The 16,040-nt window shown below is 68.6% G+C and carries 13 protein-coding genes and 2 pseudogenes; 6 read left to right on the top strand and 9 right to left on the bottom strand.

Going from position 1 to position 16,040, the window contains the following annotated elements; all coding sequences use genetic code 11:
• Positions 1 to 105 precede the first annotated feature (105 nt).
• Together RM704_RS42805 and RM704_RS45250 are read left to right on the top strand one after the other, a co-directional pair.
• Positions 106 to 264 carry a hypothetical protein gene (locus RM704_RS42805; protein ID WP_157856733.1) on the top strand — a complete coding sequence of 53 codons (159 nt, stop codon included), beginning with the start codon at positions 106 to 108 and terminating at the stop codon, positions 262 to 264.
• Positions 265 to 1,286: 1,022 nt separating this feature from the next.
• Positions 1,287 to 1,697 (top strand): ATP-binding protein, encoded by a 411-nt coding sequence (locus RM704_RS45250; protein ID WP_078937253.1) that lies wholly within the window; start codon positions 1,287 to 1,289, stop codon positions 1,695 to 1,697.
• A 261-nt stretch (positions 1,698 to 1,958) separates the two neighbouring features.
• Here the strand turns inward: RM704_RS45250 and RM704_RS42800 are convergent, their stop codons facing one another.
• The 5 genes from RM704_RS42800 to RM704_RS42780 all read right to left on the bottom strand — a co-directional run bounded on the left by RM704_RS42800 (position 1,959) and on the right by RM704_RS42780 (position 6,577).
• Positions 1,959 to 2,639, bottom strand: coding sequence for a hypothetical protein (locus tag RM704_RS42800; protein WP_192829737.1), 681 nt, complete (start codon positions 2,637 to 2,639; stop codon positions 1,959 to 1,961).
• 30 nt (positions 2,640 to 2,669) lie between these two features.
• Positions 2,670 to 5,021, bottom strand: a complete 2,352-nt coding sequence (locus RM704_RS42795; protein WP_033529280.1) for a hypothetical protein — start codon at positions 5,019 to 5,021, stop codon at positions 2,670 to 2,672.
• A gap of 20 nt (positions 5,022 to 5,041) precedes the next feature.
• Positions 5,042 to 5,470, bottom strand: coding sequence for a hypothetical protein (locus RM704_RS42790; RefSeq protein ID WP_033529281.1), 429 nt, complete (start codon positions 5,468 to 5,470; stop codon positions 5,042 to 5,044).
• A gap of 389 nt (positions 5,471 to 5,859) precedes the next feature.
• A complete protein-coding gene (locus RM704_RS42785) occupies positions 5,860 to 6,171 on the bottom strand; it encodes a WXG100 family type VII secretion target (RefSeq protein WP_033529282.1) in 312 nt (103 codons plus the stop codon).
• Between the two features lie 19 nt (positions 6,172 to 6,190).
• Positions 6,191 to 6,577, bottom strand: a complete 387-nt coding sequence (locus tag RM704_RS42780; protein WP_259407691.1) for a WXG100 family type VII secretion target — start codon at positions 6,575 to 6,577, stop codon at positions 6,191 to 6,193.
• 416 nt (positions 6,578 to 6,993) lie between these two features.
• On the opposite strand from RM704_RS42780, the gene RM704_RS42775 reads away from it, so the two are divergent.
• On the top strand, positions 6,994 to 7,326 hold the full coding sequence (locus RM704_RS42775; protein ID WP_033529283.1) for a DUF397 domain-containing protein: 333 nt from the start codon (positions 6,994 to 6,996) through the stop codon (positions 7,324 to 7,326).
• Positions 7,327 to 7,381: 55 nt separating this feature from the next.
• On the opposite strand, the gene RM704_RS42770 is transcribed toward RM704_RS42775, so the two are convergent.
• The 3 genes from RM704_RS42770 to eccB form a co-directional block, all read right to left on the bottom strand.
• Positions 7,382 to 8,626, bottom strand: coding sequence for an outer membrane protein assembly factor BamB family protein (locus RM704_RS42770; protein WP_052146212.1), 1,245 nt, complete (start codon positions 8,624 to 8,626; stop codon positions 7,382 to 7,384).
• A 258-nt stretch (positions 8,627 to 8,884) separates the two neighbouring features.
• Positions 8,885 to 10,078: a type VII secretion-associated serine protease mycosin gene (mycP, locus tag RM704_RS42765; RefSeq protein ID WP_052146217.1), complete on the bottom strand. Its 1,194-nt coding sequence runs from the start codon at positions 10,076 to 10,078 to the stop codon at positions 8,885 to 8,887.
• A gap of 114 nt (positions 10,079 to 10,192) precedes the next feature.
• Positions 10,193 to 11,731, bottom strand: a complete 1,539-nt coding sequence (eccB, locus tag RM704_RS42760) for a type VII secretion protein EccB (RefSeq protein ID WP_033529285.1) — start codon at positions 11,729 to 11,731, stop codon at positions 10,193 to 10,195.
• 353 nt (positions 11,732 to 12,084) lie between these two features.
• Here eccB and eccE point away from each other — a divergent pair, with 353 nt between their 5' ends.
• The 3 genes and pseudogenes from eccE to RM704_RS45245 all read left to right on the top strand — a co-directional run.
• Positions 12,085 to 13,326, top strand: a complete 1,242-nt coding sequence (gene eccE / locus RM704_RS42755; protein ID WP_078937255.1) for a type VII secretion protein EccE — start codon at positions 12,085 to 12,087, stop codon at positions 13,324 to 13,326.
• Entirely contained in the window at positions 13,326 to 14,141 is an 816-nt protein-coding gene (locus RM704_RS42750) for a hypothetical protein (protein ID WP_052146213.1), read from the top strand. The genes eccE and RM704_RS42750 overlap by 1 nt, the downstream gene beginning before the upstream one ends.
• A 355-nt stretch (positions 14,142 to 14,496) precedes the next feature.
• Positions 14,497 to 14,625 (top strand): annotated as a pseudogene (locus RM704_RS45245) (SCO5717 family growth-regulating ATPase); the annotation flags it as partial.
• 1,208 nt (positions 14,626 to 15,833) lie between these two features.
• On the opposite strand, the pseudogene RM704_RS42745 reads toward RM704_RS45245, so the two are convergent.
• Positions 15,834 to 16,040 (bottom strand): annotated as a pseudogene (locus RM704_RS42745) (ice-binding family protein); the annotation flags it as partial.

Raw genomic sequence — 16,040 nt, 5'->3', positions numbered from 1 at the left:
TTACCGTATTCTTGACCGCCGCAATGCGGCGATCGTACATTCACATGCGAGTCCTGGCAGCACTATGCCAAGGATGTCAGCGACCGGTGTGGTGCTCTGGCGGCAGTGATGGAGAAGGCGGGCAACGACCTGCTCAAGACGGACGAAGCCATCAAGGCGGAAATCGCCAGCCTGAAGACGCAGTTCGAGGACACACCGGCCATCGGCCAGTCGAAGGGCCAAGTGACGGGAGACCATGGACCTGACGACGCTCAAGAGCCTTGAGCCGTCGGACTTCTCGGATGCGGCGGGCGGGTACCGCGCGGTCACTGAGACCTTCACTCAGGAAGGGTCGGAGCCCGACAATACCCTGACGTCACTTCGGGCAGCCGATGGCGAAGTAGAGAGTGGCGAGGCTCTAGGATCACCCTTCTGAAAGACCGGGGATCCTGCCTCGCATCGGACCGTACGGCTCCCTCTACTTCCGTTACCAAATGGCAGACTCGAACAAGTCCATCATTGTCAATGGCAAGCCTGGAGCGGGTAAACAACGTAGGGGTGCCCGAGAAGAGGCTGTCCCAGGATCATATCGTTCCTCTGAACGCGGCGGCACACAAGGTTTCGGCCGGGTTGGGCCGCAAGGAATCAGAGCTCGTTTCAGGAACTCCCACAGCAATTTCGGACCTTATGCCTGAGGATCGCGTTCACCGCTCGCACTGCCCGGTCTTCGAACTTGATAGGGGTGGCGCCCGACAGTCAACCCGGCAGGACACGCTGGCTGTCCGTCGAGTGTCCTGGTCGGGCTGGGCTCCGTGGCGCGGCCGAAGCTCGTCGGCTGTGACCAGCACCCCACTAACCTCGATGTCCCTCAAAGCATCAATGAAGGCAGAGAAAACGTGTCCCAGCGCCGCTGCCCCAGCCCGATCGTCTCCCGAACCGCCCTCACCCCTACCGTCCGCCACTGCTACGACCCCTCGACGGCGCCAGCCAAGCCCTCGTCCGGCCCTACCTCGCCGCGTACGAGCGCGAGGAGATGACAGGGGTCCAGCGGCTGCGCCGCGACACCCTCTGATGTACCGCGTACGGCGTCGACCTCAACACCCGCGGCATCGACGCCCACCTGGGGACTGCGTCATGAGCGACGAGGGGAACCACGTACGGCTCCTGCCCTGGACCGGCTCCCACGGCCAGCAGGGCACGGCCTCTCGGATGGCCGGCCGGATCGAGCGTACGCAGCTCGGACTCGCGGGCCGACTTCTGGGGCGAGCGCGGGCCGTGTTGCCGGATCAGAGGACGGATGGCGGTCAGTGGGCTCCGCTGGCAGGCCAGTTGACCGAGGCGCTCCAGGACGTGTTGCTCATCGCCGAGTCTCGTGGCGCTCGGCTCGGCGGGGTGCTGAGCATCGACGCCTCGACCGGATCGCCCTCCCCGGTACCGATCTCACCTCCGCATGCTTCGCCCGGTGCCACGTCCGTGACACGGCCGACTCGTGGGGACTGCCCCAGAGTGCCATCGACGACCTGGAAACGGTCGCCGGAGAGCTCGTCGCCAACGCCCTGGAACACAGTGACAGCCACACGATCACCGTCGACTGTGGCCTCACCTCCCCCACCGCTGTGATCAGTGTGACGGATGAAGGTGGAGGGCCAACATCCGCGGCTCTGCCCATGTCCACGGAACTGTTGGGGTTGGAGCAGGACACGGACGCGGGCTGCTGATCACCCAAGCACTGGCCCTCGGGTGGAGGACGCTCCGGAACGGCGGCGAGCTGACGGTCTGGGCCGAGGTTCCCCTCGAGTCTCCGGGGTTGGCCGGGCGACCTTCACCAGCACAACGGGGGAGGCAGCGTATCCCGCTGCCTCCCCCGCCCCTGAGCCGTGTGTCAGCCCATTTGCATGCAGATGCGCTTGGCGCCGCCCAGGTCTGTGCTCTGGCGGCCGATGACCGACCTGTCCAGGACCTCGGCGATGCAGCAGGGGCTACGCGGGATTCAACACGGGCTTCGCGGGGAGCCCGCCGTTCTTCTCGCAACGCAGTTCCTTGGCCATGGCCAGCGAGACGGAGTGGGCCACGGTCGCGTAGGCGTCCTTCAACGCCTCGATGTCATCCTCGGGTTCATGAAATGGATCCCGGTGCTCCACGCCGATGACGATGTGGGCCACTGTCGTCGAGGTGGAGAACCTCTCGCCCCGGCAGGCGAAAAAGACGTACGCCTTGTCCGCCGCTGCCACGGCCAGGTCCCCCATCTTCAGCTCGGTGAACTCCGGAGCCGAGGGGCCCGTCGGGGCGCTGTCCTCCAGATCCCAGGTGATTCTGAGGTCGAAATCCGGCGAGTCGCGGGGCGTGTAGACACGGCAGATGTCATCGCTCGCGGGCGGGAATGCCTCCACAAGGTCCGTCGCGGCCTGCGCGATGGTGTACGCCTTCGCCGATGCCTCGAACCGCGACGACCCCGTGATCACCTTCAGCGCTTTGGACGCCTCGGCGGACATGGCCTTGCCACCGCAGAGTTGTGTGCCCGCAACGACCTTGTAGTCGTCCGGAACACCGTCCTCATCCCTGTCCCCTCCACAACCCGTGGCTCCGAGAATCAACGAGCCGGCCACGGCCGCGGAGAGGAGTCCCCCGCGTATTGACCTACGCCTGATCACTGTCCGCATCCTTACGTATCCTCGGCAAGTCCACCGGCCTCAGCCGGTCTCCGGGGCGTTGCCCTGCTGGTTCTCCCGGTCGTTGCCGACCCCGTAGCCGATCAGCATTGATTCGCGTACTTCCTGCCTGAACTCGCTGTTCTTGTGCACACCGTGATGCTCCATGAAATCCGTCATCGGGGCCTCGGCCATGCTCTCACCGGCGGAGTAGATCGCCTTCTTCTCCGTGTCGGTGAGGTCTTCCATCTTCTCCTTGTGCTCATCCACAGATTTGTCGGACATGTCGCCAACCATCTGACCGATAACCTGTGAGGCAGCTCCAGCGGCGGTATCCGTCGCCAGCGGGATGAGCACCGCGGCCGTGCCCACGGCCGCGGTCGCGGGAAGGAAGGCGACGCCCGCCGCGATGCCCGCCGCAGCCCCGAACTGGACCCAGCCCGCTCGCTTGGCGACCGCCTTCTCGTAGTCCTCGTGGGTCTTGAGGTTCGTCGCCTCCACCTGGTCGGCCCGGGACTGGTCGAGCATGCCCTGCACCTCGGCGCCCACGAGCACGGTCGCCCTGGCCCTGGCAGCGACCTCATCGTCAATCTTTCCGTCCGGGCCCACTGCTGCTTCCAGCACGCTACGGGTATAAACCTGCTCCGCGGCCGAGACCGTCGCATAGGCATCCGGGTGCTGCCCCAGGGTACTGAGGAAGCCCCGGACGATACTCCGCCCGTTCCCGTCCCCGGTGTTCGCGAAGTCGAGGTGCCCCTCCGGATTCTTGCCCGGCGCGAACACGCTCTCCGGATGGTTCTTGTCCAGCGCCCAGTTGATGTCGTCGATGTAGCCGCCGCCCATGACGCCCAGGCTGTCGGCCAACGCCTCGTGGTGCTCCTTCAGCAGACCCGGGTCCGCACCGTACTTCTCCATGACCTGCTGCATGACCGCGGCGTTGTCCGCGTCCCGCACCACGCCGGCGTCCGGGTGCCCGGCCGGGTAGCCGAGGGTCGCTGCCTCCAGGGCGTGGCCGAGGGCGTCGGGCATCTGGTCGAGGGACGCCTTGTGCTCGTCGACCGAGTTGACGTCGGGGAAGGACTCCCACTTCTCGTTGCCGAAGAAGTCGAAGTAGTTGTCGATCGCCTGGCCGTCCTTGTCTTTCCCGAGGTCGGCCGTGGCACCGCGGTTGACCGTGCCGTCCTCGTTGTACGCGGTCGGCGGGTCGGTGAAGAACTTCTTCGCCGCCTCCGGACTGTTGCCGAGCGCTTCCAGCATGGCGGTGGCCGGGTCGTAGCCGGGCCCGTTCACGCCGGAGGGGTTGTACGGGTTCTTGAACGGACTGTTCACCATCTTGGTGTCGGCGAACATGTCCGGGTCCTTCGCGTGCAGCTGCGCCACGTGTTCGGCGATCGGGTTGAGGAACTTCGCGTCGTAGTTCCCGTATCGCATGATCCCGCCGAGCAGCTGGTATCCGAACGTCCCGCCGTAGTCTTGCTTGGACAGCGGGATGCGCTCCGTACCCAACTTGCGGAGCTCCGGACCCCACTTGTCGGAGAATTCCCTGTCATGGGAGGCGGTGGCCAGGTTGAGGCCGAGGTTCTCCTGGAGCTGCTGGACGTCCTTGAGGCGCTGCGAGTCAACCTTGTTGTACTCGTACGTGTCCGTGGAGAGCTGGCCGAAGAACGCCAGCGACTTCTCGGGGCCGAGCTTCTCGTAGAAGCCCTTGGAGAACCCAACCGACTTGCTGTTGTCCTTCAGCAGCTCGTTAAGCTCCTGCAGTTCGGAGTGTGTGAGGTTCTGGCCCTTGCCCGCCAGCGCGGCGGCGCGGGCGGCTTCCTCCTGGTCCAGCTTCGTGTACGTCGGAGCGCTGAAGTCCTTGCGGTCGGTGACATTGGCCTCAAGGGTGTTCTTGAGGGCGACGTCGGTGTCGTTGCAGTTGTCGACGATGAGGTCGATCCTCTTCTGCCACGACTCGATGTTCCGCGCCTCCTGCTGCAAAGGCTCTTTGTAGTCGGGGTCGTGCAGCGCCCCGGGGATCTCGGACAACGGGTTCTTCGCCGTGACCTTGCCTTTGCCGTCCACCCGGACGCCGGCCGCAGGCCCCTCGTGGTCCCGGATGTTGATCAGGTCGTCCTTGGCCTTCTTGATGGCCGCGTGACCCTCTTCCAGGATCTGCTTCACGCCCTTGGCCTCGGCCGCGGCATCCGCGAACTCCTTGGCCGTCTTACCGATGAACGCCCTGGTGACCCCTGCGTTGACACCCTCCCACGCCGCTCTGTCCGCCTTGGCCTTCATCCCGTCGGAGGCGTCCGTGGCGAGAGTGTCCAGCTTCTTCGCCATCTCCGACCAGTCGTCGACGGCGGCCTTCAGCTTCGCCACCGGGGCGTCGATGATGTCCTCGTACTTCAGCAATGTGTGCGCTCCCCCGAGCCCTATTTCATGTATTCCGTGAGCGCGGATATCCGGGTCAGATCTCCCACGATCTTCACCTCGTCCTTGGCATGCTGGGCCTTGCTGTAATCGAGGTGATTCGAAATCTGCGCGCAGGCGTCCAGCAGGGTCCTCAGGTGGGTCTGCCAGTAGTCGTGCACCTTCAGCACGGCCGAACCGCTCACGAAGTTCCCGTTGGTCAGCGCTATCGCCGCGTCGAACGTGGCGGGACGGGCGATGTCGCCCTCCTTCGCCAGCCGACCCAGCAGGTCATACGCGTCATTGCCGATTGCGCCGAGGTCGTCCCGATTGACCACCAGGTCTTTCCCGCCACCACCTCCGCCGCCTTCGGTCGGAACGCTGTTGATCTGCATGGCAGTCCGTTCGGCCGCCGCCGCGCGTAGTTCGGCCCACTCTTGCTCGAACGTCATGAATTCCTCTTAAGTCCATCCGGGCACGCCAACCCACCGTACTCGCGATGATCTCTGCAATCAGCCGACCCAATTGCGCTCCGCACGCTGACTCACGTCCGGGATGCACTCCCGGCTCACGCACAACCCGCCTGCACACGCGAATCCTTGGCGATATGCCAGTAATCGACCTATATCCACTTGCGTTTGCGGCTTGGATGTCGTGGGCATTCCGGTTCCGCCCGAGGGACGCGGCGCGAGTTCCGTGGCGTTCACGAGTAGGTCGAGGCGGACCGGGCTGCTCTCCTCCCGCTCGGGAAGCAGGGCGCGGTGTTGGATAACCGTCTTCTCGACGGCCTCGGCGGGGGAGGCAGCGTATCCCGCCGACTTCCCCGCCCCTCAGCCGTGTTTCAGCCCATCAACATGCGGATGCGCTTCGCGCCGTCCAGGTCTGTGCCCTGGTAGCCGACGACGGACCTGTCCAGGAGGGTGGCGATGAAGTTGAGCTTTTCGGTCATCGCCTGCATCTCGGTGGTGTTCTTGCGCTGGATGTCCCCGTAGGCGGTCTTCGCCTCACCTTCCCAGGTCTCGGCGACGCGCTTCACCTCCTGCATGAGGGCTTCGAGCTCCTGGGTCAGGTCCGTGGCGGTCTTGCGGACGTCGCTCGCGGCCTGGGTGACTGTGGCGTAGCTGATCGCTGTGCGGTCATGGCTGGTGCTCATCGTGGGTTTCCTCCGTGGCTCAGGCGAGGCTGGTGATGCGGTCGGTGGTGTACGTCTGGCCCCTCATCCCGGCCTCGGCCTGGGCCTGGGACTCCGAGGAGTTGTCCACCTTCCGGATCTCCGCGATGCGCTCCTGCTCATGCTCGTCGAACCCGTTGACGGCCATGCGCATGACGTCTTCCAGGTCGACGAGGTTGTCCTGGAGCTTCTTGAGGTGGACGTTCACCTCTCGCTGCACCCTGTCGTACTCCTGGCTCGCCGCGCCCTGCCAGCCGCCCTGGATCATGTCCACCACGGTATTGAGCGACGTCACACGACGGCTCACCTCGACGTGGAAGTTCTGGATCTTGTTGGCCAGCGCGATGAGTTGGTCGTTCTCGCGTTTCTGGTCCGGGGTCCCACTCACAGGTTCTCCACCCTCCTCTTGATGTGACGGCGGCAGGGACCGCCGTGACGCGTCCATCGAGGCCGGGCGCCCAGATGGTTCAGGCGGGCAAGAATCACTGTGATCAGCGCGCGTCGCGCCGTCAGAGCGTCACACCGCCCCCGTGCCGTATCAGTCACGTGATACGGCACGTCACTCTAGTCACTTGACGTGACGCTTCCAACTGCAAAGTCTTCATGGACAGTTCAGGGGCGGCTCAGGGGACGGGCAGGTAACGCGACAACGGGCGCAGCAGGAATGCTGGGTGTCGACAGGGTGTGATATGGGGAGCGCGGGGTGTGACGCATCGCTGTTCTGTTTGCCGGCCACGGATGTGTCACCGCACAAGTACTGTGAGTCCGTAGCTCGTTCGTACGTCGGGAAGGGACCGCGCCGTCATGGCCGATGGGCTGGACAAGGGTGCTGAGGAAGCACTCAAGGAACGCAAAGAGCGGGAGAAGGACGAGCTCTACTCGCTCGACATCTCGGGGGTGGAGTGGCACAGCGCGCCCGGTACCGAGGAGCATGAGGAGCGGGTGGAAATCGCGTACTTGCCCGAGGGTGCCGTGGCCATGAGGTCGTCGCTCGATCCGGACACCGTGCTGCGGTACACCGAGGCCGAGTGGCGGGCCTTCGTGCTCGGTGCGCGGGACGGGGAGTTCGACCTGGAGCCGGCACCTCACAACGGCGGGCTGGAGCAAGGGGCCGGCGACGCGCAGCAGGAGAGGTGAGGTAGCCGCCGTCCCGGGGTCCGATGCGTGACTCTCCGGACCCCGGGGACCCACCTCACGTCCCGGGTCGCATGGCCTCGATGCCCAGCACCAGCCACACCCACTTCTTCTCCTGGCCGTCGTCCGGGCCCGTCGCCACCCGCACTCCGAAGAAGAGGCGGCCGTTCTGGACGCGGATGTCGACCAGTTTCGGGGTCGCCAGGATCGTCGCCTCGATGGGAAGGCCGAAGTAGTAGTAGGGCGTTTCCTTGCCGGTTCGGGGGTCGATGCTGACGAGGCCGTAGGGCCTGATGTTGTCGGTGCTCTCCCGATAGGCGAGGAGTCGGTCGCCGCTCATGCGCAAGGGGTGGAGGAGTTGGTTGTGGCCCGACTCGAACTTCTTCGTCGTCTTTCCCGTTCCGACGTCGAACCCGATGATCCAGTTGGAGTTCGCCTCGGCTGTCTGGTCCGGGTCTTCCCTGCTCTCCAGGAAGACCTGACCGTCTCCGACCACCACGGACGGACAGTCGTCGATCGTGTTGACATTCGTCTGGCTGGCGCAGTCGGCGACATACGTGCCGTTGCCCAGGCTGATCGTCGCGCGGTGGTCACCGTTCTCATCGAGCGTGATCAGGTCGGTGATGTCGACATCGCCTGCCGCGGTGCCGAGGACGGCCGGTTCGCTGGACATCAGGTAGACGTTCCGGACGCCCTTGGTGACGTCGTACGTCCACCGCACCTCGCCGGTGCGAGGGTCGACCCTGCGGATCCGGAAGGTCTGATCGAGCGTCTTTCTGACGACGCAGGTGTCGCGGATCAGCAGGGCCTTTCCGCCTGCGCTGCCCGTGTCCCGGCAGCCGTCGGTGCGCCGCTTGCGCCAGAGTTCCTCGCCCGAGGACATCGCGTACGCGCTCGATCCCTTGCTCCACGTCACAGCCACGGTGCCCCTGGTCAGGGTGACGCTGGGCAGGGTCTCGGCATAGTGCGGTGAGCCGGTAGAGGGGAGGACCTTCTGCCAGAGCTTCCTGCCCGTGTCGAGGTCGAGGAACGCCACGTGGTCGCAGAGCGCCTGCTCCCCCGAGTCCGCCCTGAACAGCACCACCGTACGGCCGTCGGCGGTCACATGGTGCGTCGTACCGCAGATCGGGCCGTCCAGTCGGACCCGCCAGGCCTCGTCGCCCAGGGTCACGTCCTGGCCGACCTCGTAGCCCACGAGCGTGCGGTTGATGCCCTTGGCGAGGATCGTGTCCGTGGCCCACAGTCCCGGCATCTCGGTGTGCTCGCCCGCGCCCACGTCGTCGACGGAGAAACGGAACGCCATCCGTCCACTCGTGGTGCGGGGGCGCTTCTCGACGGTCTCACGGACGTCATCCGGGTGCTGGGGGGGCGGCGGCCGGCCTTGTGCCGGCGGGGGTGGGATCGTCGCCGGTCGCGTACGCCAGCAGCCCGGCGCCCGCGCACAGCGCGGCAACCACGGCGACCGCCACTGAACCCAGCAGTCTCGTACGGCGTCGGCGCGCGGTCCGCGCCGTGTCAGCGGACGCGGTGAACGGGGAGGGAGGCGGCCCGAAGGTCATGATCAAGCGCCCTTTCCGCGGTGTCGGCGGCGCAGATCGCGCAAGACGACCGCCATGCCGGCGATGACCGTGACCACGGCCGCGGCGAGGCCGAGGGCGTACGTGGCGTAGCGCTCGTCGCGTTCCTGTGGGGTCTCGGCGAGCGAGAAGCGGGCGGTGTCGGGGGCCGGGGCCTTGGACACTCCGGGGTCCGGGGTCGGCGACGAGGGCGGGTCGGCCACGTCGGAGTCCTGGACGGCGCGGACCGGGTCGACCACTCCCCAGCCGACGAAGTTGTCGCGGCCGTTGACGGAGCGTTCGGCCGTCTGCTCGATCTGGGTCACGATCTGGGCGGTCGACCAGTCCCGGTGCTTCTCCTTGAGGAGCGCGGCGACCCCGGCGACGAACGGAGCGGAGAAGCTGGTGCCGTTGTCCGTGCACTGACCGCCGCCAGGGACCGTGGACACGATGTCGACGCCGGGAGCCGCCACACCCACGAATGCGCCCGCCTGGGAGAAGGACGCCCGCTCGTTGTTGCGGTCCGAGGACGCCACCGCGAGGACGCCGGGGAAGGCGGCCGGGTAAGTGTTCTTGTATGTGCCGTCGAGGCCGTCGTTGCCTGCGGAGGCGACCACGACGACGTCGCGCTCGATGGCGGTGCGGACCGCCTGCGCGAGCCTGGAGGTGCCGGACAAGGGCTTGGTCGTGTCCTGCGAGATGTTGATGACGTCGGCGCCGCGGGAGACGGCGTAGGTGATCGCCTCCGCCATGGAGTCCGAGTCGCCGCTGTTCTCGGCGTCGTTCTGGCGGATCGGGATGATCGTGGCGTTGGGGGCGAGGCCTACGAAGCCCGTGCCGTCGTGCGGCCGGGCCGCGATGATGCCCGCGACCTTCGTCCCGTGTCCCTCCCGGTCGTTCGTGGGGTCGGCGCCCTTGCCCTCGGCCAGGAAGTCACGGCCGGCCGCCTTGTCGACCGCTCCCTTCAGCTGTGGGTTCCGGTCGTCGACTCCGGTGTCGATGACCGCCACCCGGATGCCCTGGCCCTTGTCGGTGCCCTGCCAGAGTTCGTCCAGGAGCACACGCTGCAGCGCCCAGGGCGTGCCCTTGATCTGCTTGGCCGGGAACGTGCACGCACCGCTGCCGTCGAGCCGCACGCGCGTGTCGGACGTACCACCGGGCGACTCCGGGCCGGCCCCGGGCGCAGCGGTGCTCAGCATCGTCAGCAGTGCGGCCACGGCCGGCAGAGTTGTCTTCTTCGGCGACACCTGTACGTCGCTCCCGTCCTTCTGTGCTGTGGAGCCGCTACTGGGGTGGTGCGCATGCGCTCGCGTTCACGAACCCTGCGGCTGACGGGCGCTGTTGGTGTCCAGGCGGGGGCCTTTGGCGAGGAACTCCGACCAGACCAGGGGGACCTTCGCCGGCCGGACGTTCGCGTAGCCGAGCTTCACCTGGGCCTCGCTCGGCTCCGGTGTCCCGTCCGACGTCCTCTTCTCACCGTCCACACCGACGCCGGACCGCTCGCTGTCGCTGTCGCCGTTCGCCTGAACGGCGTACCTGAGGCCGGTGTCCGTCACCAGGAAGAGCGATCCCGAGTCGCTGTCGGTGCCCTGGATCTGGGTGTAGAGCAGTCCCGTTCCCGGAGTGACGTACGTGCTCGTGCCGCCTGCGGCGATCTCGGCGGGGTACTCGGTGCCCGCCCAGGTCCGGAGCGTGGTGCGGTTGTCGTCGTCGACGTCGCTGAGGACGTTGCACACGGTGTTGCGACCCGACTCCACGGACGCCGAGTTGACCATGGAGGCGCGCTGCGTCGGCCAGTCCGAGGGCTGACCTGCGAAGGGAGTGCCGTCGGCGGTGAAGTCCTGGAGCCCCACCTTCGCCGCCTCGCTGTTCATGTTCAGGACGGCGGACTGTGGCGAGTTGATGAGCAGCCAGGCGGTGAACGCGCTGATGGGCTTCACCTCGCCCGGCAGGACGACGTAGTACTTCTCGCCCTCGCCCGTCTCCGTCACAAGGACCATGCCGACCCTGTTCTCCTCGTCGGAGAGCTGTCCCTGCGCCCCGGCGGGGGAGCCGACTCCGGGAGGGAGTCGGGGAAACGAGATCGGGTCGCCCCGGTGCAGGGTCTCGATCCACTCCTTGGTGACCAGCTGTGGCTGCTTGGAGCCGACGAGCGTCTCCGTCAACTTCTGATCGTCCTCGTCCGCCGCCTCGCCCGCGACGGGATAAGCCTTCCCGGCTGCGTCCACCAGATAGCGGTCCCCGGCGCGGGTCTTGACGTACAGCACCTCGCCGCCGGAGAGGCGTTCGGAGCCGTCCGTCCTCCGCACGTCCCGGTCGGCGAGGACGAACGTCGCCTCCTGAACGGTGCTGCCCTTGCCGCCGGGCTGCTCGCAGACCGCCCAACGCTTGGCGCTGCCCGCCTCGTCGGCGGTCGGCAGCCGGTCCGGGGCGTAGGGGATGCCGAGGATGGGGCCACGGGGCGGCTTGCCCGAGTCGAGGATCTTGTCGCTGATCTGGACGACCTGGTAGTCGGCGCCGTTCATGAGCAGCCGGGCCGAGGCCAAGTTCAGCACGGGGTGCAGACGGGTGGTCCCGTCGGTCTTGAGGACCACGTAGCGCGTCGTGGACTGCTTGCCCACGATGACGCGAGTGCCCGGCCGGTTCCAGTCCTTGGGCGCGGTGGGCTGGAACATGCCCCAGGCTCCGAACACGCCCAGGACGAGGGCTCCGGCGATCAGACTCGGCACGACCGCCCGCAGCGGCCTGGGAGCGCCTTCCTCCGAACCCCAGGGGGACGGCTGGAGAAAGGCCGCGAGAGTGCGTCGCTTCGCGAACGTGTAGGCGTTGAGCTCATCCCGCCGTGATGCCATGAGTGCCTGTGTCTCCCCGTACCGCGCCCGGGGGCCATCGCCCCCGCCCTCCGCTGTCAGACCGGCCCCTACTATGCCCGTTGGGCCGTCGCGCGTGTGTGGCGGGTAGGGTTCGTTCCACCATCGAGGCCGCTGTCGAGTGGGTCGTTTCAGGTGACTACGGGGGGTTTGCAGCAATGGCTTCCGCAAGCCGGGCGCGATCGCGGTCGCGCGTACCAGCGGCCGACTCGCGTTCCGTTCCCACCGGCTCAGCGCCGTCGCCGTCCGCGCTCTCGCCTTCGCCCGCGCACCCGTCCGCGCCCTCCTCTTCGTCGCTCTCCTCGGCTCGGCCCTCGTCCTCGTCTTCGTCCTCGATGACGACACCGACACCCGGTCCGTTCGCACCGCACCTCAAGGCCGGTTCCGGATACTTCGGAGCATTCCGGTTGCAGCAGGCGCTCCTCGTCGAGGCAGCGGCCGCCGTGCTGCTCCTCGGCTGGGCCGTGCACCCGGTCGCTCTCGTGCCCGCGACCCTCGTCGCGATCCTGCTCGTCCTGCTCGCCGTGGTGCGGCGTCGGGGTCGCTCTCTGCCCGGGTGGCTGGCCACCGCACGGGGGTTGAAGGCGCGGCAGCGCAGGGCGGCCACCGCGGTGATACCCCCCGGGACCGAACCGGGGCTCGCGCCCGCGGTGGAGTGCGACCCGACGTTGCGGACCTACGCCTACGGCGGACGGGACCGGCGAAGCGTCGGGATCATCGGGGACGGAACGTTCGTCAGCGCGGTGTTGCAGGTGGAGGCGGACGCGACTGCGCTGCGGGCGGATCGGAGCCGGCAGCCGTTGCCGCTGAGCCTGGTGCGGGACGCGCTGGAGGTGGACGGGATCCGGTTGGAGGGGGCGCAGATCGTGCTGCACACCCAGCCGGCCCCCGCGATCCACTTGCCCCAGCAGTCGGTGGCCGTCAGCAACTACGCGCCGCTACAGGCCCGGACGGGTACGCCGGCGATACGGATCACCTGGATCGCGCTGAAGCTCGACCCCGAACTCTGCCCGGAGGCCGTGGCAGCGCGCGGAGGCGGGCTGCCGGGGGCGCAGAAGTGTGTCGTTCGGGTCGCGGACCATCTGGCCAGTCGGCTGACCGGCGCCGGTTTCCGCACGACCGTGCTCGACGAGCAGGAGCTGATCGCCGCCGTCGCCACCTCCGCCTGCGCCAACCCCCTGGTGACGGCCGAGGCGGGGCGTACGGAGACTCCGCAACGGCGGACGGAGGAGTCCGGGCGCAACTGGCGGTGCGACAACCGCCGACACACGACGTACTGGGTACGCCGGTGGCCGCAGTTGGGGGGTCCGGGTCAGTCGCTGCCGCAGCTCGTGGGACAGCTGACGGCGCTGCCCGCGCTCGCCACCACCTTCAGTCTGACCCTGGCGCGCGGAGTGCGGCAGGAGATGACGGTCACCGGGCATGTACGGGTGACGGGACGCAGTGACGACGAACTCGTCGCCGCCCGAAGGGAGTTGGAGCAGGCCGCCCGGCAGGCCGGAGCCGGGCTCGCACGGCTCGACCGTGAACAGCTGCCCGGGATCCTCGCCACTCTGCCCCTCGGAGGTGTCCGCTGATGAGCACGACCGGTACGGACCCGTACGCACCCGACTCCGGCGCCGTGGCCCCCGCTTCCGGTGCCCCGGGGTTCGCCTCCCCTGAGCCCTCCGTGGGCGAGCGGGTACGCGAACGGCTGCGTGCCGGGTTCGGGCTGATCGGGCCCCGACACGGACGACACGCCCTGTCGATCGAGGAGTTCGACTCGCTCGCGCTGCCCGTCGGGGACGACGGCGTCGTCATCGGTGTCGACTCCGAGAGCCGGCCCGCCGTCCTCGGGATCAACCGGCCCACTCCCTACGACGTCGTCCTGATCGGCGGACTGTGGACCGCCCAGGTGCTCGCCCTGCGGGCGGCGGCCACGGGGGCACGGGTCGCCGTGGAGACCGGGAGGGCGCAGGCCTGGATGCAGCTGGTGCACGCCATGGGCGGCGGACAGAACGGCCTGGCCGTGTACGACGTCGGGCGGGTTCCGCCGCAGGGTGCGTCGGCAGGCGGTCCCGTGCTCGTCGTGCGCGACTGCGGTATGCGTCCGCCGCGCGGCCGAGTAGTCTCCGGGCCCTGGCAGGCGGTACTGACACTGCTGCCGTACCTCAGTCCGGTCGCCCCCCGGCTCATCCGGCAGGCCCGCCTCGTCGGTGTGCAGCGGGTCTCGCCCGACGAGGCGGCGGAATTGGGGCGCACCATGGCTCTTCCCCGGGCGGACGTCGAGGCGCTGCCGACGCTCGCCGACGGTGTCACCCTCTGGTGCGCCGACCGCGACCGGCAGTATGTGATGACCCAACCGACCGACGCCGAGACCGGACTGCTGGGCACGCCTCGCCGGATGGATTGACGGCTACGGCCACGGCCACGGCCACGGCGGATACGACACAGAGACACGCGGCTCTGCTTGGAGTGACCCCCGTTACGCGGGCGGACTGTTGTCGGTCCGGTCTCCTCCCCCTTTCGAGCTGTTCACCTGCAATGACCCTTTTGTGCACACTAGTTGGGGATGTGATGCCATCTCAGGGCAGGCTGTGACGGAGCGGGCGGGCGCGGAGGGGTGGACGGGCCTGCCGTCGTCGCGCTCGTGGTGATTAGGCTGGGACCGGGGGCGCGCATCACGACGTCACGACAACACGGCTCGAACGACCAGAACGGTCGGCCCCGGCACGCTTCGAGGGTGCTCGACCACACCAGGAGGAATTGTGAACAGCGATCGGGACGGGATCCGCGGGGGCTGGGCCACACCCGGCGATGACCAGTCCGACGCGGAGTCCGCCGTCGAGACGACGGGCGAGTTCACCATCGACTACGCGCCGCCTGCCTGGTATACGCAGAACGCCTCGCCGGGAGGGCCGGGTTCGGGACCGGGTACGGGTCCCGGTACGGGGACGGGGACGGATCCCGAGGCCGCGTCGGCCGAGGGGGGCGTTCCGGGTGGTGCGCATTCGGCTCCGCCCTGGCCGCCGGTTGCTGCCGCGCCCGAGGCCGGTGCGGAGAGCGGGGACATCGAGAGTGGCGCGACCATGCGGATCTCCGCCGCCGCGTTGAAGCAAGAGATCTCGGGTGCTGGTGCTGGTGCTGGTGGCTCGGCCGAGTCTGCGAGTGCGAGTGCGGCAAACGGTGGCGCGGGTGTCGAGGGAGTGAGCGAGGCCGGTACGACCGCCGCTGTTCCCGACATCGCCGAGCAGGGCGCGGGTGGCGCCGCGCAGCCCGCAGATGCGTCTGCCGACGAGGCGGTGCAGGGGACGCAGGGCAGCGCCGGGCAGGACGGCGACGGCGGTGCTGCTGACGGTACAAGTGACGCGGGTGCGTCCGGCGAGGCCGGGACCGGAGCCGAGGCCGAGGTCGCTGGGGTCGAACCGTCAGGCAGCGACATCACCCCGGACTCCGCCTCCGACGGGGCGGAGCAGACGGGAGCCGACCCACAGGATTCCGCGCCTCAGGGCGACACACCTCAGAACGCCGCTGTGCAGGACTCTTTGCCCCAGAGCGCGACTACCGAGGACGTCCAAGCCGACGAGGCCGCGCCCTCGGCCGCAGCGTCTCAGCCGGGTACGCCTCAACCCGTGCTTCAGACCGGTGCGCCCAACACCCCGCCCAGCGCGCCCGCTCCGGGTGCCCCGGGTGGTGCGCCTCAGGGGACCTCCGCCTGGACTCCCCCACCGGCGCCGCCGCACAGCGCGCTTCCGCCCCTGCCGCCCGCGTTCCAGCTCGCGGCGCCTGTCGCGCCCGCACCGGCAGCGCAGTGGCCGCCGTCCACGCCGCCGGCCGAGGCCTCGCAGGGGTCCCCCGGGACGCCCGAGCAGCAGGCTGCGCACGCGCAGGGGGAACCGTCCGTACCTCCGCAGCAGCCGGAAACCCCGCAGGCTCCACAGGGTGCCCCCGCGGCCTGGGGCACCCCGATCGACGCCGCACCCGGCGCCCCCGTCGGGCCCCCTACTCCCGCTGCCTCCCCCGCCCCCGGCGAGCCCGCCTCCCCTGACGCGGCCGGTGCGCCTCAGGCGCCCGTCGCCTCCACCGCGCCCGACGCACCCGGCGCCTACGGCACTCCCGGCACCGACAGCGCCCCGAGCGAGCCCGGCACACCGGGCACCCCCGCCGTCCCTGGTGCACCCGTGGCACCCGGCGTGCCCAGCGTGCCCGCGTCACCCGGCGCATCCCACGCCCCCACCACCCCCGCCGCCCCGGGCCCGACGCCTCCGCAGGGCCAGCCGGCGGCGGGGGTGGTGGGGGCGTGGGATGCGCC

Source organism: Streptomyces gottesmaniae, from assembly GCF_031845845.1.
Classification (GTDB): domain Bacteria; phylum Actinomycetota; class Actinomycetes; order Streptomycetales; family Streptomycetaceae; genus Streptomyces; species Streptomyces akebiae.
The sequence above is the reverse complement of the archived record's forward strand: the minus strand, read 5'-3'. Positions and strand labels throughout refer to the sequence as shown.